This is a genomic window from Streptomyces sp. NPDC101234, from assembly GCF_044767525.1.
Taxonomy (GTDB): Bacteria; Actinomycetota; Actinomycetes; order Streptomycetales; family Streptomycetaceae; genus Streptomyces; species Streptomyces sasae.
In genome coordinates this window covers 1-15,375 of sequence record NZ_JBIWOA010000060.1, presented here as the reverse complement: position 1 = coordinate 15,375, position 15,375 = coordinate 1, and the positions used below count along the sequence as shown (strand labels likewise).

The window sequence follows — 15,375 nt, the reverse complement described above, 5'->3', positions numbered from 1 at the left end:
ACGATTCGTTCATGGACCTTGAGTCGGGCTTTTACGCGCTCTGGTACCGCCCGGCGTACACCCGCTTGAACATCGGATGGTCGGAAGTCGGCAAGCCCTACTCGAGAGGAACGGTCTCCACGGCCTTCGTGGAACAGCTGAAGGCTATTCAGAAGGCCCAGTGGATGAACGGATGCCTGGGCGTGCACAAGTGCAACCTGTGTCGTAAGGAAGACGCCCCGGAGGGAAACGGGGAGATACGGATTCCGGGCAGGCCCGGCATCGCCTATGCCGCTCCCTTCCTCATCACGCACTACGTCACCACCCATGACTACTGCCCGCCGCAGGTCTTCATCGATGCCGTTCTCGCTGTCGATGTGGACGAGTGGGCCTCGACACGATGGCCCCACGTTCCCCTTCCCTGGGTGCCCGACAACGCGGAACGCATGCTGGACCAGGGTGGCCAGCCCTCAAGGACGCAGCCAGAGCCGAATCACAACTGGGCCTACCTCTGCCATCTGCCTGGCACGGTTCTCCGCCGTGCCGGCAGGTGGTGCACGATGGTGCGTGCGGTGGGGCTCAGGCCCGGCCGCGGTCTTCGCGTTGTCGGCGCAGGAGCAGGCCTGCGGGCCGCCACAGGGCGAAGGCCAGGCCGAGGCCGAGCGGGATCTGCAGGAACCGCTGGATCACCGGAGGCCCGGGCTTGTCCCCCCGACTGAGCGGGGCACTGCCCTGCGGATCGACAGTCACCGTGTAAGTGCGGCCTACCACCCACTTCCAGCCCATGAGCCCGTTCTCCTCGATCGGAGCCAGCGGCGGGCCGTCGAGGACGGTGACCGTGTAGCGGTGGACGCCCGGATCCATGCCGTCGCCGGCGGACCACTGAATCTGTCGGACCTTGACGTGTTCGGTACGCCCGTGCTGGTGCAGTGCCTGCTGATCCAGCTCCAGGATCTGCAGGATCAGCACCCCGAAGAGGCACACCGCACACAGCAGCCACCGGAGGTCCAAGTACCAGCACACGCACAGGAACACGCAGCCGAGGAGGATCGCCAACGCGCACAGCAAGTCGATCCACGGGGCGTGCGCGACGGAGGCCACGCGCACGATCAGACGCACGATCGCCCACAGCGCCAACGCCGCGCCGCTGCTTGCCGCGCCCACCAGCACCCGCCGACCCACGCCTGTCCGGCCCGTCTGTACTTCCTCCACACTCAACTTCACCCCTGCTCTCGATGAAACCGCCGCCTGGGTGGTGCACGCGTTCCAATGTATGGATTGTTCAACGATCCTTCAATAGGATGGTTCAACATCCAGTTGTCTGCTTCGCGGACGCGGAACGGTAACCAGCCGGAGAGGTGAAGGAGATGAGCAGGCGTCAGTACGAACAGGTCGATGACCACGGGCAGATCCTGTTCAGCGACGACCCCGCGCTGCTGCTCGGGGGCGTCCTGATGGGTCTGGAGACTGCGGAAGGCACGGTCACCCTCGATCACGCACAGACACGTCACATGCCCACTGCCCTCTTCGAGTTCAGGCGTGCCCTGAGCGTGGGCGGCTACGGAATCCAGTGGGCCGTGCCGCAGGCAGTCTCGCTCGCCGAGGTACCCAAGGAACCGCAGATCGAAGGCGCCATCCTGTTCGGCATGAGGCGCCTGCCACCTGAGTTCTCCGACCTGCGCCTGCCCGACCCGCCGGAATCCGACGATGACGGGGTCTGCCGCGACGAGAAGCGGCCCACCATATTCGACGAGTTGCGCATGCGTGAACCACCGCGACGCGACCCCGACGAGGTCTGCTTCGGCATGAAACGCAGGCCGCCCGGCTACGCCGACCTGCGCTCGATCCCTGGGTGGGAGCTGCACGAGATACCCGATGACCAGCCAGGACCGTGGCAGGACTTCGGAGACACCTATTCCCGGCTGGAGCTGCGGACGCCCGACGGGAAGATCTACTCCCGGACCTGGGTCCCGCACGACCTCGAGTGGGAGGCCGCCGCCCTGCGTCACGGATACGTCGTGTGCCTGTGCGGTGTGGAACTGGGGGTCCGCGCACCGTACGGGATGACCGCCGCGCAGTACACCCCGGGCATGCACCACGAATCCTTCCGCCACGGATGCGCGGTGGGTCTGACCCTCGGCGGACTCGTCGCCTATGTCGACCACCGCTGACGCGCACCACCGAGCCGGCACGCATCGAGTACGAACCGGGCCGCGACGCGGCGTTCGAGCGGGTCCCTGCGGACGAAGCGGTTCACCTGGTACGGGATGCCGGCGGCGTCCCGGTACCCGCGACGGCTCCCTCCTGGATTCCAGGGAGCCGTTCGCGTTCTTGGCTACGGATGCCGGAGTTGACTCCGGTGCAACCGTGCGCGGCCGCGGTCACGCAGCTCCAGACCTCTCACTTGTGTCCCTGAACTCGCGGCTGCGCAGGCCTAACTGGTGTGCGAGAGGAAGGTCGACCAGTACCCCCAACATCGCCCCGACACCGAAGTCTCTGCGGAATTGCCCAGCGACTCTCAATTCCTGCCGCCTACTGCTGCGCCTCGTACCGGCGTTTTTCCACCACCAGCGGCAGTCCCTCGACGTCCGGAACCTTCAACTGCGCGGGCACCTCCGTCTCCGGCTCGACGGTGACTTCCAGCACGAGCCTGTCGTCCCTGAGTTTCACGCCGATACCGGTCACGGACGGCAAGGACATGATGCCCTGTTCATGGCGGCGCTGAATGGACAGCGCCTGTTCGAGGGTCATCTTCACTCCTCCATTGTGCGTGCTCGGCGCTGAGATCACCTGTGCAGGCAATTCGCCGAGCGAAGCCGCAGCGTACGTGGGAGCGTGATATGTGGTGCCCATGATGACCGAAGGGGTGCATGATGCCAACGATCGACGAACTCGTCGCCATCAAGCAGCAGGTCGAGCAGCACTACATCGACCAGCCGGGCGTCACCGGAATCGACGTCGGCTACAAGGAAGTCGGCGGCGAGCTCACGGACCAGATCGCCGTGCGCATTCATGTGGCACGGAAATCCGATGACATACCGGCCGACCTCAGAGTTCCCGAGGAGATCCACGGCGCCGTCACCGACGTGCTGGAACGCGTCTACGAACTCCACGTCACCTCCCTGCCCGAGAAGTCCTTGCTGGCGGATGCCAAGCACTACTCGCCCCTTCAGGGAGGCGTGAGCATGGGCCCGAGCAGGGCCATCGGCGGCAGCATCTTCGCCGGCACGCTCGGTGCCGTCGTCATCGACAACGAGAGCCAGGCCCGTGCGGGGCTGACCAACTTCCATGTCGCCGCCGTCGACGCGACCGGCCAGGCGGGCGACCGCATGGTGCAGCCCAGCCGTATCGAGCACGGCAGTGTTCCTCAGGACGAGTTCGGAGCCACCCTCCGCCTGGTGCTGTCCGACCACGTCGACGGTGCGGTGGTCTCCATCGACGAGGACCGGCAGACGTCGTGTGACATCGTCGAGATCGGCGGCGTACGCGGAACGAAGACCGCCACACTCGGGATGGCCGTACGCAAGCGCGGGCGGACGACGGAACTGACCCGCGGCTCGGTCGACGGCATCTCGGCCACCGTCCAGGTGGACTACGGCGAGGGCCTCGGCGTGCACACCTTGCGCGACCAGGTGAGCATCACGGCCGCCACCTCCCCCGACGCCGTCTTCTCCGACCACGGTGACTCGGGTTCCGCCATCGTCGACGAGCAGGGTTTCGTGGTGGCGCTGCTCTTCGCCGGATCGGGGGCGAACACGGTCGGCAATCCGATTGCCTCCGTGCTGCAGGAGCTGAACGTCTCCATGTGCACAGGCGGGCCGGACAGCCACCACTAGCCACGTGCGCGGTCCTCCACGGCTGAGGATGCGACACGTCCTCGGGCGAGGCAGACTGGTCATGGAGTGCGAGGCACTCAAGCCCCCTGACACACCGCTCCCACCTCACCGGACAGTTGTGGGTGACGAAAGGTCGAGTCGGTGGACGGCATACGAGAGCACCGCCGGGCAACCGCCTGGTTGCAGCAGGCTCACGCCGAGGGGACCCGCGGCTCCCCTCCTGGAATGACACCCCCCGCCAGCCGCGCGGTCCTGGCCGCCCTCGGTGACCCGGACTCCCACGCCCGGGAAGCACCGAGGCTGTACCGCTTCGTGGTGGGGGTCGACCAGCAGGCCCGTCCGCTGGCCGCCCAGGAGCTGGCGGAGCTGGGTGATCCGATGGCCGAGTCGTTCTTCCGCAGGGGCATCTTCCCGTTGACGGTGCAGGATCTCCTCGCTGGGCTGCCCGAGCCGGCGACGAAGGCGAACCAGTCCGTGTATCTGATCGGCGAGGCCGGGCAGATTCCGCTCGGCTCCGCCCCCGAACTGCCGCGTGCCATGCGGTTCGCCGTCGCACGCGCCGCCACCGGCCGGGACGTGGACCTGCTGGTGAGCACGGGGGCGGACGAGGATCCGGCCGCGACGTTTCTCCAGGTTGCCGCCTGGGATCCGGCCGCGAAGGTCTTCAACTACTACATGCGGATCAGCCCCGTGTGGGTGTGGGCGGGCAACTCGTGGTCCGCCCTCGCCCCCGGCTCCCGCGGCCACGGCTGCTTCGACAGCCACATAAATGGCAGCGTGGTGATGAAGGAGCTGAAAGCGCCCTGGAACAACTGGCAGTCGCAGGCGGCGACGATTCGCCTGGCCTCGGACGACCCCTTCCGTTCCGACCCGCTGTATCAGCAGGTCATCGGCGCCGAGAATCTCGAGCTGACCGTCCGTGCGTTGATCAGCCGCTGGACCTCCGCCCGCCTGGCGGCCGTCACACAGGACGGCACCGTGGAGCATCCCGAGCAGCTGATGCGCCATCTGTTCACCTCGACCGCTGTGAACCTGGCCAGTACGGCGACCCAGAGTTCGACGATCACCCCCTCCAGCGGTGACCTGCTGCTGCCCACGGGCTTCTGGCTGAACAGCGACGCGCTCCTGAGCGATCTCGAACTGCCTGTCACGGCCGCGCGTCCTCCCATGGTCCCGGCCGCCCACTACGTCGAGAGCCTGGGAACCTTCGACTTCGCCCTGGAGGAGAAGAGCAGCGGTTTCTCCCAGCCGGGGGACACCTTCTTCGCTTTCGTCGTACCGGAGCCGGCCTGCGAGGACAACGAGGTGGTACGGCAGATGGTGAAACAGGGCCTGATCACGGGCAAGTTCGCCGCTTGCGCGTTCATGGTCGATTTCACCAACCCGGTCTTCAGCCCCGTGCGGGAGCAGCTGATGACCCATGTCCCCACCACGCCGACCGCCGTGACCGAGCTGCAGGACCACATCGCACAGGCGATCGTGGACGCCGCCGCCAGTCTGCCGCCCGGCAGCCCTGAAGGCCGTTTCGCCGCCGACTGGGTCCTCGCCGACGACACCTGGCCCAAGGCCTTCGCTCAGCGGATCGACGACTACCTCGGCCACATCGGCCGGCGAATCCAGGAGTCCGCCGGCTTCGACGACTACGTCCGGCTGGCAGAGTCCCGCCGCCGCGACTTCAAGGCGATGCGGCTCAACGAGTTCGAGCTGACGCTGCCGACCACCAACATTCCCGCGGACGCCCCGCGGCTCAGGATGAACGACGACGGCACGGTCGCGCCCACCCCCTGACAGCCACCGCTGCCCCCGGCTCGCCCGTCCCCGGCCACCTTTCAGCGAAGGAGTGCCCCATGAGCCTGCTCACCTCGTACAGCCCGCCCGGACACCTCGACGATCTCGACGAGACCGGTCTGAAGGCCTGGAACATGTTCATCAGCGACCGTGTCGACAACTCGATCACGGGCCCCGATCCCCATGAGGTACTCAACGACAGCCCTCGCAGCCAGTTCTACAACCTGACCAAGACCGACACAGCGGCCGACGCCCGGGAGGCTACCGTCACCTGGACGGCCTTCCCCCGTCTGGTCTTGATCCAGTCTCTGTCGGACGCCCAGCGGTGGCGGCGGGCCGACGCCAGCCGGGACGTCCAGGACGAGTACTGCGAGTGGAGCGTCACCCGCAATGCCGCCGGGAAGATCACCAAGGTCATGTTCACCTGCGAGGGACCCGAGTACTGGCATCTGCTCGGCCAGTCGAACCCGGCCAAGGTCCTCGATCTCTACCGGACGCACATCGACCCGAACGTCCAGCACAGCGACCTGTTCGGAGCCACCGGCACCTACAACCCCCGTAACCGGTGGAACGACTCCGCGACGGACGGCGCCATGCATCTGATCCAGCCCAACAACACCCTGGGCGCCGAGATCGAACTCGCGGCTGCGGCCACCGTCGTGCGGGTCATCGACGGCCACGAGCTGACCACCGAGCAGGAACTCATCCACTGCAGCAAGTACGGCGAGCCCGAGCGCAACAGCGACCCGCACATCGGTGGAGCCGTGAACGACCTCGCCCGGCAGAAGGCGGACGTCTCCCTCGCCGACCCGGTCGGTCTCTACTTCGACAAACTGGCCACGGACGGCTGGGCCACCCCGGACGGCTCCGATCCCAAGGACTACTGGATCAGGCAACGCGGCGACGCGACCCACCCCGTGCGGTTCATCTACGAGGTACCCCAGGACAAGGGATTCACCGTCGGTGACATCGAGATCAACGGGAAGCCCATCCAGTTCGGCGCGCAGATCGCCGACTTCATCACCATCAAACTGACCGGCGTGGCCTGCCGATTCGGACAGAGCACCACGCAGCCCAAGAACGCCTGCGTGCAGGCGGCACCCGCGCCCGTCGAGCCGGCCGCGGTCGCACAAAACCTCAGCGCGGCATCCGTGCCCGGCTACCGCGCCGCACCACTCGCCACTTCCTGGACCCGCCGCCGCTGAGCCGCGAAAGCCCTGCAAACGCTGCTACCGTCCTGGACCACTGGGAGGACAACGACGGCGTCGACAGCTGACCGGACCGCTCGATCAGACGTTCAACCAGGTGGAATCGGTGCTGGACGCCGTCCGTTGACCGCCCCAGGGCTCGGCCGCTGGCTCAGAAGGTCAGCACAGGCTCACCGATTTGCTTAAGAACCCTCAGTGTTCATATGGTGACTCTGTGGGACTTCTCCGGCTCTCAAGGGCCGTGAAGTGTCTCGGTGTTCACCCGGTGACGCTTCGTGTGTGGGCTGACTCGGGGAAGATTCCGGTTACTTGGGTCGGCCGTGAGCGCCGGTTCTCCTCGATCGACGTCGAGGCGATGAAGGTTTCCACCGGTAGCGAGTGTGTCCGCCTGGAGGGCCTGTACGTGCGCGTGTCCGGCTCCAGCGGGCAGGAATCCTCGCTGGGAGCACAGGAGAAGGAGCTGCGGGCCACCTCCACTGGTGAGATCGTCAAGGTCTTCCGTGACCGGGCGTCGGGCCTGCGGGAGGACCGGCCAGGTCTCAACCGTCTGCTGCGAGCCGTCGCCGATGTGGCTCGGTGACGGTCGTGCGTGTCACGCACGGGGACCGGCTCGCACGGTTCGGGGTCGGCTGGCTGGGGCACCTGCTGGCCGTGCACGGCGCAGCCCTCGAAGTAGCGCACCCGAAGAAGCTCGGCGGCCGGGACGAACTCCTCGAAGACTTCGTGTCGTTGGTAACCACCTTCGCCGGCCGTCTGTACGGGATGCGGTCGGCCGATGACCGACGTCGTCTGCTGGCCGAGTCCGGGCAGTGCCGTCCTGGCGGTGGGCAGTGAGCCGGAAACTGCCGCTCACCGATGGTGAGACTTCGCGCACCGCGTGCGCCCGCGCGCTTGTGCGCACACGGGCGTGGACGAGAAGAGCGGCGTAGTCCTGTCGCAGGCCACGCTCGCGGAGCGCGTCGGCTGGTGCGCCGACCTGGTAGCGGGCATGGCCGGTGCGCTGACGGGCGAACACTGGAACGCAGGCGACGTCGATGCCCTCGCCTCCGGGCAGGACGCCGGGGGCCAAAAGCTGCCGTCGAACGCATGGATGGCGCTGCGGCGCCTGGGCTGGACCGTGACCGCTCCCGAGGGGGTGAAGGTCAATGACCGGATCGTGCGCATGGCCCAGGAGCCGGCCGGGCGGGCTCTGCGCTCGGCGAAGTGGCGCGCTGACCTGACTACCGGGGTTGTGGCCACGTGGCCGGCCGATCCACGGGGGCGCACCCCTGCGGAGTGGGCGCAGGTACGGGCCGCGGTGCCGGGCGGGGAGCATCTGCCCTCCAGCATCATCAAAGGCCGCACACGGCAGGCCGCCAAGTACCGGCAGGACTGCGGTCGGCTGCCCGTGGACGTGTTCGAGCTCGAAGACACGCCCAGGGTGGCCCGGATGCTGCTGCTGTCCGCGTGCGACGGGCAGCAGGCCACGATCGAACGCGGCGAGATGAACCCGGGGCGGGCGTTGGTCCGCTTGCAGTTGCCCACTCGCCCCGACCCGGCCGGGTATCGGGACTGGACGTGGGTGGCGTGCCCGATCACCCTGCCCCCGACCGTCCCGGCGTCGGCGGTGCTGCACCTGCCGACACTGCGGATCGTCGCAGGCATGGTGAGGGCCGATCTCGCCTACACCCACGCCGTCCCCAAGGCCCAGCGCAGCGGCCACATGGTCGCGCTCGGGGTGGACTGGGGCCTGAACACCCTCCTCAGCGCGGGCGCGGCCCGGCTCCACCAGGACGGGACGATCACCGCACTCGGCTCCGGCGCGCAGTACCGGGCCGGCGGGGTGATGGCCAAGCAGCACCGGCTGCGCCGTCACGGGGAGAAGCTGCACGCCAAGACCGACCACTACACACGGCTCATCGCCGGACAGGAACAGCACCCGCTCACAGCTAAGCACGCCGTCCTGCTGGGCGAGATGCGGGGCGTCGCCGACCGCCGGTCGAACCTCAACGACGCGTTGGCGTGGTCCGCCGCGCGGTGGGCCGTCGATCAGGCGATCGCTGCCGGGGCCACCGTCATCTACCTCGAAGACCTCCGCTCGATGGAGGCAAAGGACATGGGCCGCACCCACAACACCCGCTTGGCGCAGCAGGTGCGCGGTCAGATCGCCGACCGCATGCACCACCTGGCGGCGGAAGCCGGGATCGCCGTGGTAACCGTTCCGGCGCGCAACACCTCCAAGCACTGCCCGCACTGCCTGATGCCGCTACGCCACCGCAAAGCCCCCGACCGGTCCACCGTGACCGGCTGGAAGTGGGCGATCTGCCCCAACCCGCCCTGCCGCTGGCAGGGTGACCGCGACCAAGGCGCATGGCGGCGCATCGCGACACGCGGACTCGCCCACCAGGCCAAGACCGTCGTTGACCGTGCCACCGGCACCATGACCATCCGCGCCGTGGTGGACAAGCTCGAAGCCAAAGCGGTCATCACACCCACGGCCACCGGGGGCGACCGGTCGAAGACCGGCCCGACCCGGAACCGAACCACACGCCCCGCGCCCAGGCGACGCGGGGCACCCTCCCCCACCCGGCCCCGTGGCCGGGCGGGCCAGCGTCCGGAGGGGCACGCACCACCGGGCCGGAAGCGGCTGCCCCGCGCAGCCCACCGGCACCAGGGCGTGAAGACGATCAGCAAGACCACCAGGCGGCACAAGCCGAGCGGGGCAGCGTTGGGCGCTGGATTCCACCTCCACGCCCACGCCACCCCGCCTCGCTGGCAAACGATCCAACCGATCCCGCAACACGCGGATCACGCAGGATCACTTAGCTGATCAGAGACGCTTCACGACGTCCTCCCGCATGCGTGCGACCGCTTCGTCGATGTCCTCGAACGGGAAGGCGGAAATCATCCGCTCGGCCGGGAAGCGGCCCTGGGCCTGCCAGTCGAGCAACAGTGGGATGAGGTCCTGCGGATTCGCGTCACCTTCGATGCTGCCTCGGACGGACTTGCCTGCCCCGATCAGATCCATGGTGTCGATCCCGGTCTCACCGGCACCGAGACCGACGAATACGAGGGAGCCCTGTGCGGTCAGGGCCTTGACCGCGTTCCGGATCACGCGCGGTACCCCGGTGGTGTCGAAGGCGTGTGGGGCACCTCCCCCGGTCAGTTCACGGATCTGTTCGACGAGGTCCTCGCTCGCGCCGTCCAGAGCATGGGTGGCGCCCCGTAGCGCGTCCACCTCCACCGTACTCATCTGTCCCACGAGACCGGCCAGAGCGCCCGTCGGGTCCGGCGTGTCCGCGAGGGCGTCCTGCTGTGACTTCAGCGATAGACGGCCAGTCGCAGACCCACTTGGCCAAGGCGTGAGGAAACGGCGGGGTGACGGTGTGGGACTTCGTCGCGGTCTGCTTGCCGAGCTTCCTGCGCGACGATCGTCACGCTTCCAGTGCGCTGCGCCTGCCGTGGCCCGAGGGGTACTCGTCACCCGCCGCTCATCGCGACGAAGTCGCCGTGCCAACTGTGGTACCAGACCTGGCCGGTGGTGGCGTTGACCGACAGCATGCCGGTGATCTTGCCGGACTTGAGGGTGTGCAGGGTGTAGTAGCCGGGGAAGGAATCCGCCTCGCCCGCGGTGCGACCGGTGCCCTGGCTGCGCAGCCACTGCTGGGCGATGCTGCGGGCCTGCGCGGCCGAGACGCGCACCTGACTCTGGCTGCCGTAGTGCATGCCGTAGTCGGTGTTCCACATCATCGCCGGTCCGTACTCGATCTGAACGGCGCCGTCGACCGGGTTGACCAGGACCTCAGTGGCCATACGGCCGCCGCCGGTCTTCAGTTCGGCGTAGAAGTTCTTGGAGAACTGCATCACCTCGCCGGCCTTGAGGCCGAGTCGGTCGGCGAACACCTGCGCCCGTTGACGGGCCTGGCCAAGGGTCTGTACCCGGTTGCCGTTGCCCGCCAGCCACCAGTTGCCCATCATGCCCTGGCCCATCATGCCGGGCGCCCACGAGCCCGAGTCGCCGCCCATCATCCCTGGGCCCCGGTTGCCGCTCCACATGCCCGGGCCCCACCCGCTGGTAGGCCCTGCGGAGGGTGAGGTACCACCCGCCGAAGGTCCAGGCGTCGTACCGGCCGATGCGGTGGGGATGGTGGCTCCGGCGTTGCCGCTGCTGACGGCGTCGGCCCCGCATGCCCCGAGGGCCAGCGCGCCTGTCAGGGCCAGGGTGGCGGCGACGGCCGCGCGTGTGCGCCTGCGGGTCATGATCCTCACCTCTTCCCGCCGGTCCGCCTACGGCCGTCGAGTGAGGCCGCGGGCCTGTCTGCTCCCAGACTCCCAGCGGGCCGGCAGAGGCCCCAGGGGCCATCCGGCCCACCCTGGCGACGACCGGCCCACCTGAGGACGACAAGACCGGTGTCCCAGGCGCGGTCGGATGCCTGCCAGTGACGCATCCACGCCGAAGTCGAGCCAGCGGGGGCCACTTGTCTCTGAGCGAAATGGCCAACCGTCGTTGAGCACCGATCGTCCACCAGCGGAGTCTCGGACGTCTCTGGCCGTCTATCACTGAAGGTCACACCTGCATGAGCGCTGCCGTGCACTGCTGACAGGCACCGGTGGGCGTACAGGACCCAGGCCCGGCCGCTCCAGCTCACCCAGCCGGCGCACGGCGTTTCCGTCGGCCCTGGTGCGGCGCCCGCGGCATCGGGCAGGCATCGGCCGCACGCAGGCGCCGTACGAGCGCGTGCACAAGGAGCGCCAACGAGGCGACCGCCAGGAAGGGCTGCGCCTGCGCCCAGCACGAAAGGGCGCCACTGACCCCGCCGACCAGAACCACCAGCTTGTTGCAGACCGGACAGCCGATGGCGAAGCCGGACAGCAGCCCGGCGAAGATGACGCGGCGCGAGCGCGGCCCACTCCTCCTCACGGCCGGAGGCTGCCCGATGCAGGTCGCCACCAGCGGACCCATGAGCAGCGACGACACCGTCCAGACCGGATAGTTCCACCACAGCACGGGGGCCATCCGGGTACAGGAGGGCGTGGGACGCCTCCGGTCGGCACGCCGATCGTGACACCGGCGACGAGGGCCACCGCCGCCGGCCACTGACGCGGCGTCCAGGTACGCATCCGCCCGCCCTCTGCCACAACCATGAATACCAAATAGCTTAGTAGAGTGAGGGGCGTATCCAGAACAGCGAACACCTGCGGCACGCCCTCGTCCGCTTCTGTACTCTCGGATGCCGAGATCCACATGGAATCCACAGCGGCCCGCCCCGGAGGTCCCGCGTGCACGTGAGCCGACGCGTACGGACAGCAGGCGCCCTCGGGCATCTGCTGCTCGTCGTCGTGCTCGCGGTCTGCGTCTTCGTGATGCACACCCTGGGACACCTTGACTCCCCTTCCGCCGGGATGATCACGGCATCCCACGCTCCGGCAGCGGCGGTGGGAGACGGTCCGGCGGTTCACGAAGCCAGCTCAGCCGACGCGTCCACGGGGGCGCGCCCGGCGATGAACACCGGCAGGTCGCCGTCGGCTCACGTGCCCCTGCCGCCGATGGACATGCTGTCGCTGTGTCTGGCCGTGCTGTTCGGAGCCTGGATTCTTGCCGCGCTTCTGCGCGCGGCACTCGCCCGCCGCCCCGACTGGCTGGCGCATCTCCTGGCCCAGGCTCCCGTCCTGCTGCGGCCCAACCCGCCTCCGCGCGGCCCCCATCTCACACAGTTGTCGGTTCTGCGGCTGTAGGCCGAACCGCCCTCGCAGTCGCGTGCAACACGCGACCCGCGATGCCGTATGCGCCAAAACAGCCACAAGAACCAGACACACGAGGTGACATCGACCATGACCGCCTTCACCCGCACCCTGCGCCGCAGGCCCACCCGCCCCATCGCCGCCCTGGGCGTCATAGCCGCGGGAGCCCTGATCCTCTCGGCTTGCGGCAGCAACAGCGACGACATGGGCGGCATGCCCGGCATGGACCACGGCAGCAGCACGTCCTCCGCCACGTCGACGTCCACGACCGGCACCTACGACGAGGCCGACGTCAAGTTCGCCCAGATGATGATCCCGCACCACGAACAGGCCCTGGAAATGGCCAAGCTGGCCGACGGCCGCGCCTCCGACTCGGCGATCAAGAACATCGCTGCGAAGATCGAGAAGGCCCAGGACCCCGAGATCACGACCCTGAAGGGCTGGCTGCAGTCCTGGGCCAAGCCGGAAGCCATGGGCGACATGCCCGGGATGAGCATGGGCGAGGGCATGATGTCCGACAAGGACGTGAAGGAGCTCAAGTCCATGGAGGGCGCCGAGTTCGACAAGATGTTCGCCCAGATGATGATCCAGCATCACAACGGCGCGATCACCATGGCCAAGCACGAGCAGAAGAAGGGCCACAACGCCGACGCCAAGAAGATGGCGGGCGACATCGTCACGGGCCAGTCCGCAGAGGTCAAGCAGCTGCAGAGCATCCTCGACCGGTTCTGAGCCTCCGCCGCTCACCGACCGCCCGCACTGACACCCGAGATGGTCGGCGAGGGCAGCGGCCTGTAGTACCGCTGCCCTCGTCACAGTCTCAGTGGACGTGCGGGCCCCTGGTCATCTGCGGCTTCCCGCGCGGTACGAGCGCCAGGGCGACCAGCGCGCTCGCCGCGACCGCGCTGAGCATGAAGGCGTCCGAAGCCGCCGACCGCCCCATGCTCGATACCGGCCGCGGCGACCGTCGACATCACGGCCACGCCGATCGAACCGCCCACTTCGCGGGAGGTGTTGACGACGCCCGAGGCCAGACCCGCCTCCTCGTGGGCGACCATGGCCAGTGCCGTGGTCGTGGCGGTGACGAAGACCGCGCCGAGGCCGAACGAGGCGATCACCAGGCCGGGCAGCAGTCCGGCGTACACACTGCCGCCGGCCGACAGCCGGGTCAGCGGGACACTGCCGCCCGCCGCGATCGCCATGCCGGCCACGGCGGTGGGACGGCTGCCGATCCGCCCGACCAGCCGGGATCCGAGATGGGCGCCGATACCGGTCGCCACGGCCACCGGCAGGAACACCAGCCCCATCCTCAACAGGCTGAAGCCCCGTCCCAGCCTGCCGTCGTCCGGATACAACGCGGCGAACTCCTCGTCCTCGAACAGGACATCGAGCCGGTCCCGGATGAGCATCGCCGGGGTGCCCTTCGGGCACGCCGCCCGCGCTGTCAGCAGTGTCCTCGCCGGGATCCGCTGATGACATTCCGGCCGCAGCGACACCGCGACCACCTCCACCACGACACCGCCCCGCACTCTTCCCAGCAAAGCACCCCGCCAGCCCAGCCCGCGGCCACTCGTCAACATCACCAGCAGAGTCACGGCATTGGGCCTAGGAGACCGTCCTCGTCGCTGTCATCAATGAATGGCTGTGACCAGCGTCGTCGAGGGCAATCCAGTAACGGCGCTTGACCCCGATTTCGGTGCTGCGCACATCTTCAAGGACGCCGCCGTTGCCTTCGATGGTGCGCGCCGAACCGACGTTGCCATCGTCACAGGTGAGAAGGACTCGGTCCAGACCGAGCGCCGGCGCCTTGAGGAGAACCGCTCCCAGCGCCCACGTGGCAAGTCCGCGTCTTCTGGCAGAAGGCCGAATGCTGTAGCCGATGTGTCCGCCGCCTTCCAGCAGAAAGGCGTTCAGATAGTGCCGAAGGTCGATGGCTCCGAGGTAGGTCTCGCCGTCTACGATCCACCAGTGGGTGGCGTGGACGCGTCCTTCCCCGACAGGCAGCGACCGGTCTGACTGCTGACGCAGTCGTTCGACCCAGGAGGCGAATCCTGCAGGAATGTTGAGGTCATCGTCAGCAACCAGACGCAGGCCGGTCCCGTCCTGGTGAGCACCAGGCTGCCACTCGTCACGTGCCGTGAGCCACGAGGAATGCAGCCGTCCCGTGGGAGCGATCAGTTCAGCCATGCGAGGGACGGTAACACCCGCACCTCCTGGTGATCAGGCACTTTGTGCTGGATCGAGACCATGGCTCGTCGAGTGGAACGCAGTGGGTGAGCGAGATCGATGCGAGATCGCCTCATCTCGCAGTGAGTGAGCAACCACGGCCTTGATCCACTTTCGCAACACGCCCTCGTGTGTCGGTGCGAAGCCGGAAAGGGGCCGTGGCTGGTCGGGCGGGTGCTGGCCGAGGCGGGTCACTCGCGCTGGGTGGCGCGGTCGGCGGCGAGGCGGGCCTCGAAGCCGTCGAGGAGGGACTGAATGCCGAATGCGAAGGTGTTGTCGGGCGCTGCGCCGTACTCCGTCGCGGCCATGGTGTCGAGGCGTTCGCGCAGGCGCGGGAATTGCATGGCTGTCTCGGTCGCGCGGGTCATGGCGTCGGCCATCAGTTGCTCGGCGTCTGCGCCGTTCTTGCTCAGCCGGCGGTTCAGCGAGACCTGTGCGGCAGGGCCGAGCGCGCTGCCGAGCACGAAGGTGAACACGGTGGCGGCCGCCTGGTCCGCGGAGGCGGCGCTGAAGCCTGCCTTTTCGTAGATGGCGAGGCTGAGGTCGTTGTGCCGGGCCTGGCCGGGCCCGTACAGGAGGTGGCTGCCGAACGCCTGGACGAGCCAGGGGTGGCGGGT

17 protein-coding genes and 1 pseudogene are annotated in these 15,375 nt (G+C 68.1%); 10 read left to right on the top strand and 8 right to left on the bottom strand.

Going from position 1 to position 15,375, the window contains the following annotated elements:
* Nucleotides 1-558 precede the first annotated feature (558 nt).
* Nucleotides 559-1,197: a hypothetical protein gene (locus ACIRR9_RS52170; protein WP_403767926.1), complete on the bottom strand. Its 639-nt coding sequence runs from the start codon at nt 1,195-1,197 to the stop codon at nt 559-561.
* Between the two features lie 149 nt (nt 1,198-1,346).
* Here ACIRR9_RS52170 and ACIRR9_RS52165 point away from each other — a divergent pair, with 149 nt between their 5' ends.
* Entirely contained in the window at nt 1,347-2,150 is an 804-nt protein-coding gene (locus tag ACIRR9_RS52165) for a hypothetical protein (RefSeq protein WP_403767924.1), read from the top strand.
* A gap of 361 nt (nt 2,151-2,511) precedes the next feature.
* Here the strand turns inward: ACIRR9_RS52165 and ACIRR9_RS52160 are convergent, their stop codons facing one another.
* A complete protein-coding gene (locus ACIRR9_RS52160) occupies nt 2,512-2,730 on the bottom strand; it encodes a hypothetical protein (protein ID WP_403767921.1) in 219 nt (72 codons plus the stop codon).
* Nucleotides 2,731-2,849: 119 nt separating this feature from the next.
* Between ACIRR9_RS52160 and ACIRR9_RS52155 the strand changes: the two genes are divergently transcribed.
* The 7 genes and pseudogenes from ACIRR9_RS52155 (at nt 2,850) to ACIRR9_RS52125 (ending at nt 9,620) form a co-directional block, all read left to right on the top strand.
* Nucleotides 2,850-3,815, top strand: a complete 966-nt coding sequence (locus ACIRR9_RS52155) for a hypothetical protein (RefSeq protein ID WP_403767918.1) — start codon at nt 2,850-2,852, stop codon at nt 3,813-3,815.
* A gap of 225 nt (nt 3,816-4,040) precedes the next feature.
* On the top strand, nt 4,041-5,603 hold the full coding sequence (locus ACIRR9_RS52150) for a hypothetical protein (protein ID WP_403767915.1): 1,563 nt from the start codon (nt 4,041-4,043) through the stop codon (nt 5,601-5,603).
* A 59-nt stretch (nt 5,604-5,662) separates the two neighbouring features.
* Nucleotides 5,663-6,808, top strand: a complete 1,146-nt coding sequence (locus ACIRR9_RS52145; protein WP_403767912.1) for a hypothetical protein — start codon at nt 5,663-5,665, stop codon at nt 6,806-6,808.
* A gap of 217 nt (nt 6,809-7,025) precedes the next feature.
* Nucleotides 7,026-7,157: pseudogene (locus ACIRR9_RS52140) on the top strand (helix-turn-helix domain-containing protein); the annotation flags it as partial.
* 9 nt (nt 7,158-7,166) lie between these two features.
* Nucleotides 7,167-7,391: a recombinase family protein gene (locus ACIRR9_RS52135; RefSeq protein WP_403768008.1), complete on the top strand. Its 225-nt coding sequence runs from the start codon at nt 7,167-7,169 to the stop codon at nt 7,389-7,391.
* A complete protein-coding gene (locus ACIRR9_RS52130; RefSeq protein ID WP_403767909.1) occupies nt 7,388-7,645 on the top strand; it encodes a hypothetical protein in 258 nt (85 codons plus the stop codon). The genes ACIRR9_RS52135 and ACIRR9_RS52130 overlap by 4 nt, the downstream gene beginning before the upstream one ends.
* 73 nt (nt 7,646-7,718) lie before the next feature.
* A complete protein-coding gene (locus ACIRR9_RS52125) occupies nt 7,719-9,620 on the top strand; it encodes a zinc ribbon domain-containing protein (RefSeq protein ID WP_403767907.1) in 1,902 nt (633 codons plus the stop codon).
* Here the strand turns inward: ACIRR9_RS52125 and ACIRR9_RS52120 are convergent, their stop codons facing one another.
* From ACIRR9_RS52120 to ACIRR9_RS52110, 3 genes are all read right to left on the bottom strand, one after another.
* The gene (locus tag ACIRR9_RS52120) at nt 9,621-10,043 is read right to left on the bottom strand and encodes a zinc-binding dehydrogenase (protein WP_403767904.1); all 423 of its coding nucleotides are present in this window, start codon (nt 10,041-10,043) and stop codon (nt 9,621-9,623) included.
* A gap of 227 nt (nt 10,044-10,270) precedes the next feature.
* Nucleotides 10,271-11,050 (bottom strand): hypothetical protein, encoded by a 780-nt coding sequence (locus ACIRR9_RS52115; protein WP_403767901.1) that lies wholly within the window; start codon nt 11,048-11,050, stop codon nt 10,271-10,273.
* A gap of 385 nt (nt 11,051-11,435) precedes the next feature.
* Nucleotides 11,436-11,807: a hypothetical protein gene (locus ACIRR9_RS52110; RefSeq protein ID WP_403767898.1), complete on the bottom strand. Its 372-nt coding sequence runs from the start codon at nt 11,805-11,807 to the stop codon at nt 11,436-11,438.
* 269 nt (nt 11,808-12,076) lie between these two features.
* On the opposite strand from ACIRR9_RS52110, the gene ACIRR9_RS52105 reads away from it, so the two are divergent.
* Nucleotides 12,077-12,526 (top strand): hypothetical protein, encoded by a 450-nt coding sequence (locus tag ACIRR9_RS52105; protein WP_403767896.1) that lies wholly within the window; start codon nt 12,077-12,079, stop codon nt 12,524-12,526.
* A gap of 96 nt (nt 12,527-12,622) precedes the next feature.
* A complete protein-coding gene (locus tag ACIRR9_RS52100; RefSeq protein WP_403767893.1) occupies nt 12,623-13,264 on the top strand; it encodes a DUF305 domain-containing protein in 642 nt (213 codons plus the stop codon).
* A gap of 80 nt (nt 13,265-13,344) precedes the next feature.
* On the opposite strand, the gene ACIRR9_RS52095 is transcribed toward ACIRR9_RS52100, so the two are convergent.
* The 3 genes from ACIRR9_RS52095 to ACIRR9_RS52085 all read right to left on the bottom strand — a co-directional run.
* Complete coding sequence (locus tag ACIRR9_RS52095) at nt 13,345-14,127, bottom strand: MFS transporter (RefSeq protein ID WP_403767890.1); 783 nt, start codon at nt 14,125-14,127, stop codon at nt 13,345-13,347.
* A gap of 10 nt (nt 14,128-14,137) precedes the next feature.
* On the bottom strand, nt 14,138-14,719 hold the full coding sequence (locus tag ACIRR9_RS52090) for a GNAT family N-acetyltransferase (protein ID WP_403767887.1): 582 nt from the start codon (nt 14,717-14,719) through the stop codon (nt 14,138-14,140).
* Between the two features lie 230 nt (nt 14,720-14,949).
* The coding region (locus ACIRR9_RS52085; protein ID WP_403767884.1) for a TetR/AcrR family transcriptional regulator C-terminal domain-containing protein at nt 14,950-15,375 on the bottom strand (426 nt) is incomplete at its 5' end.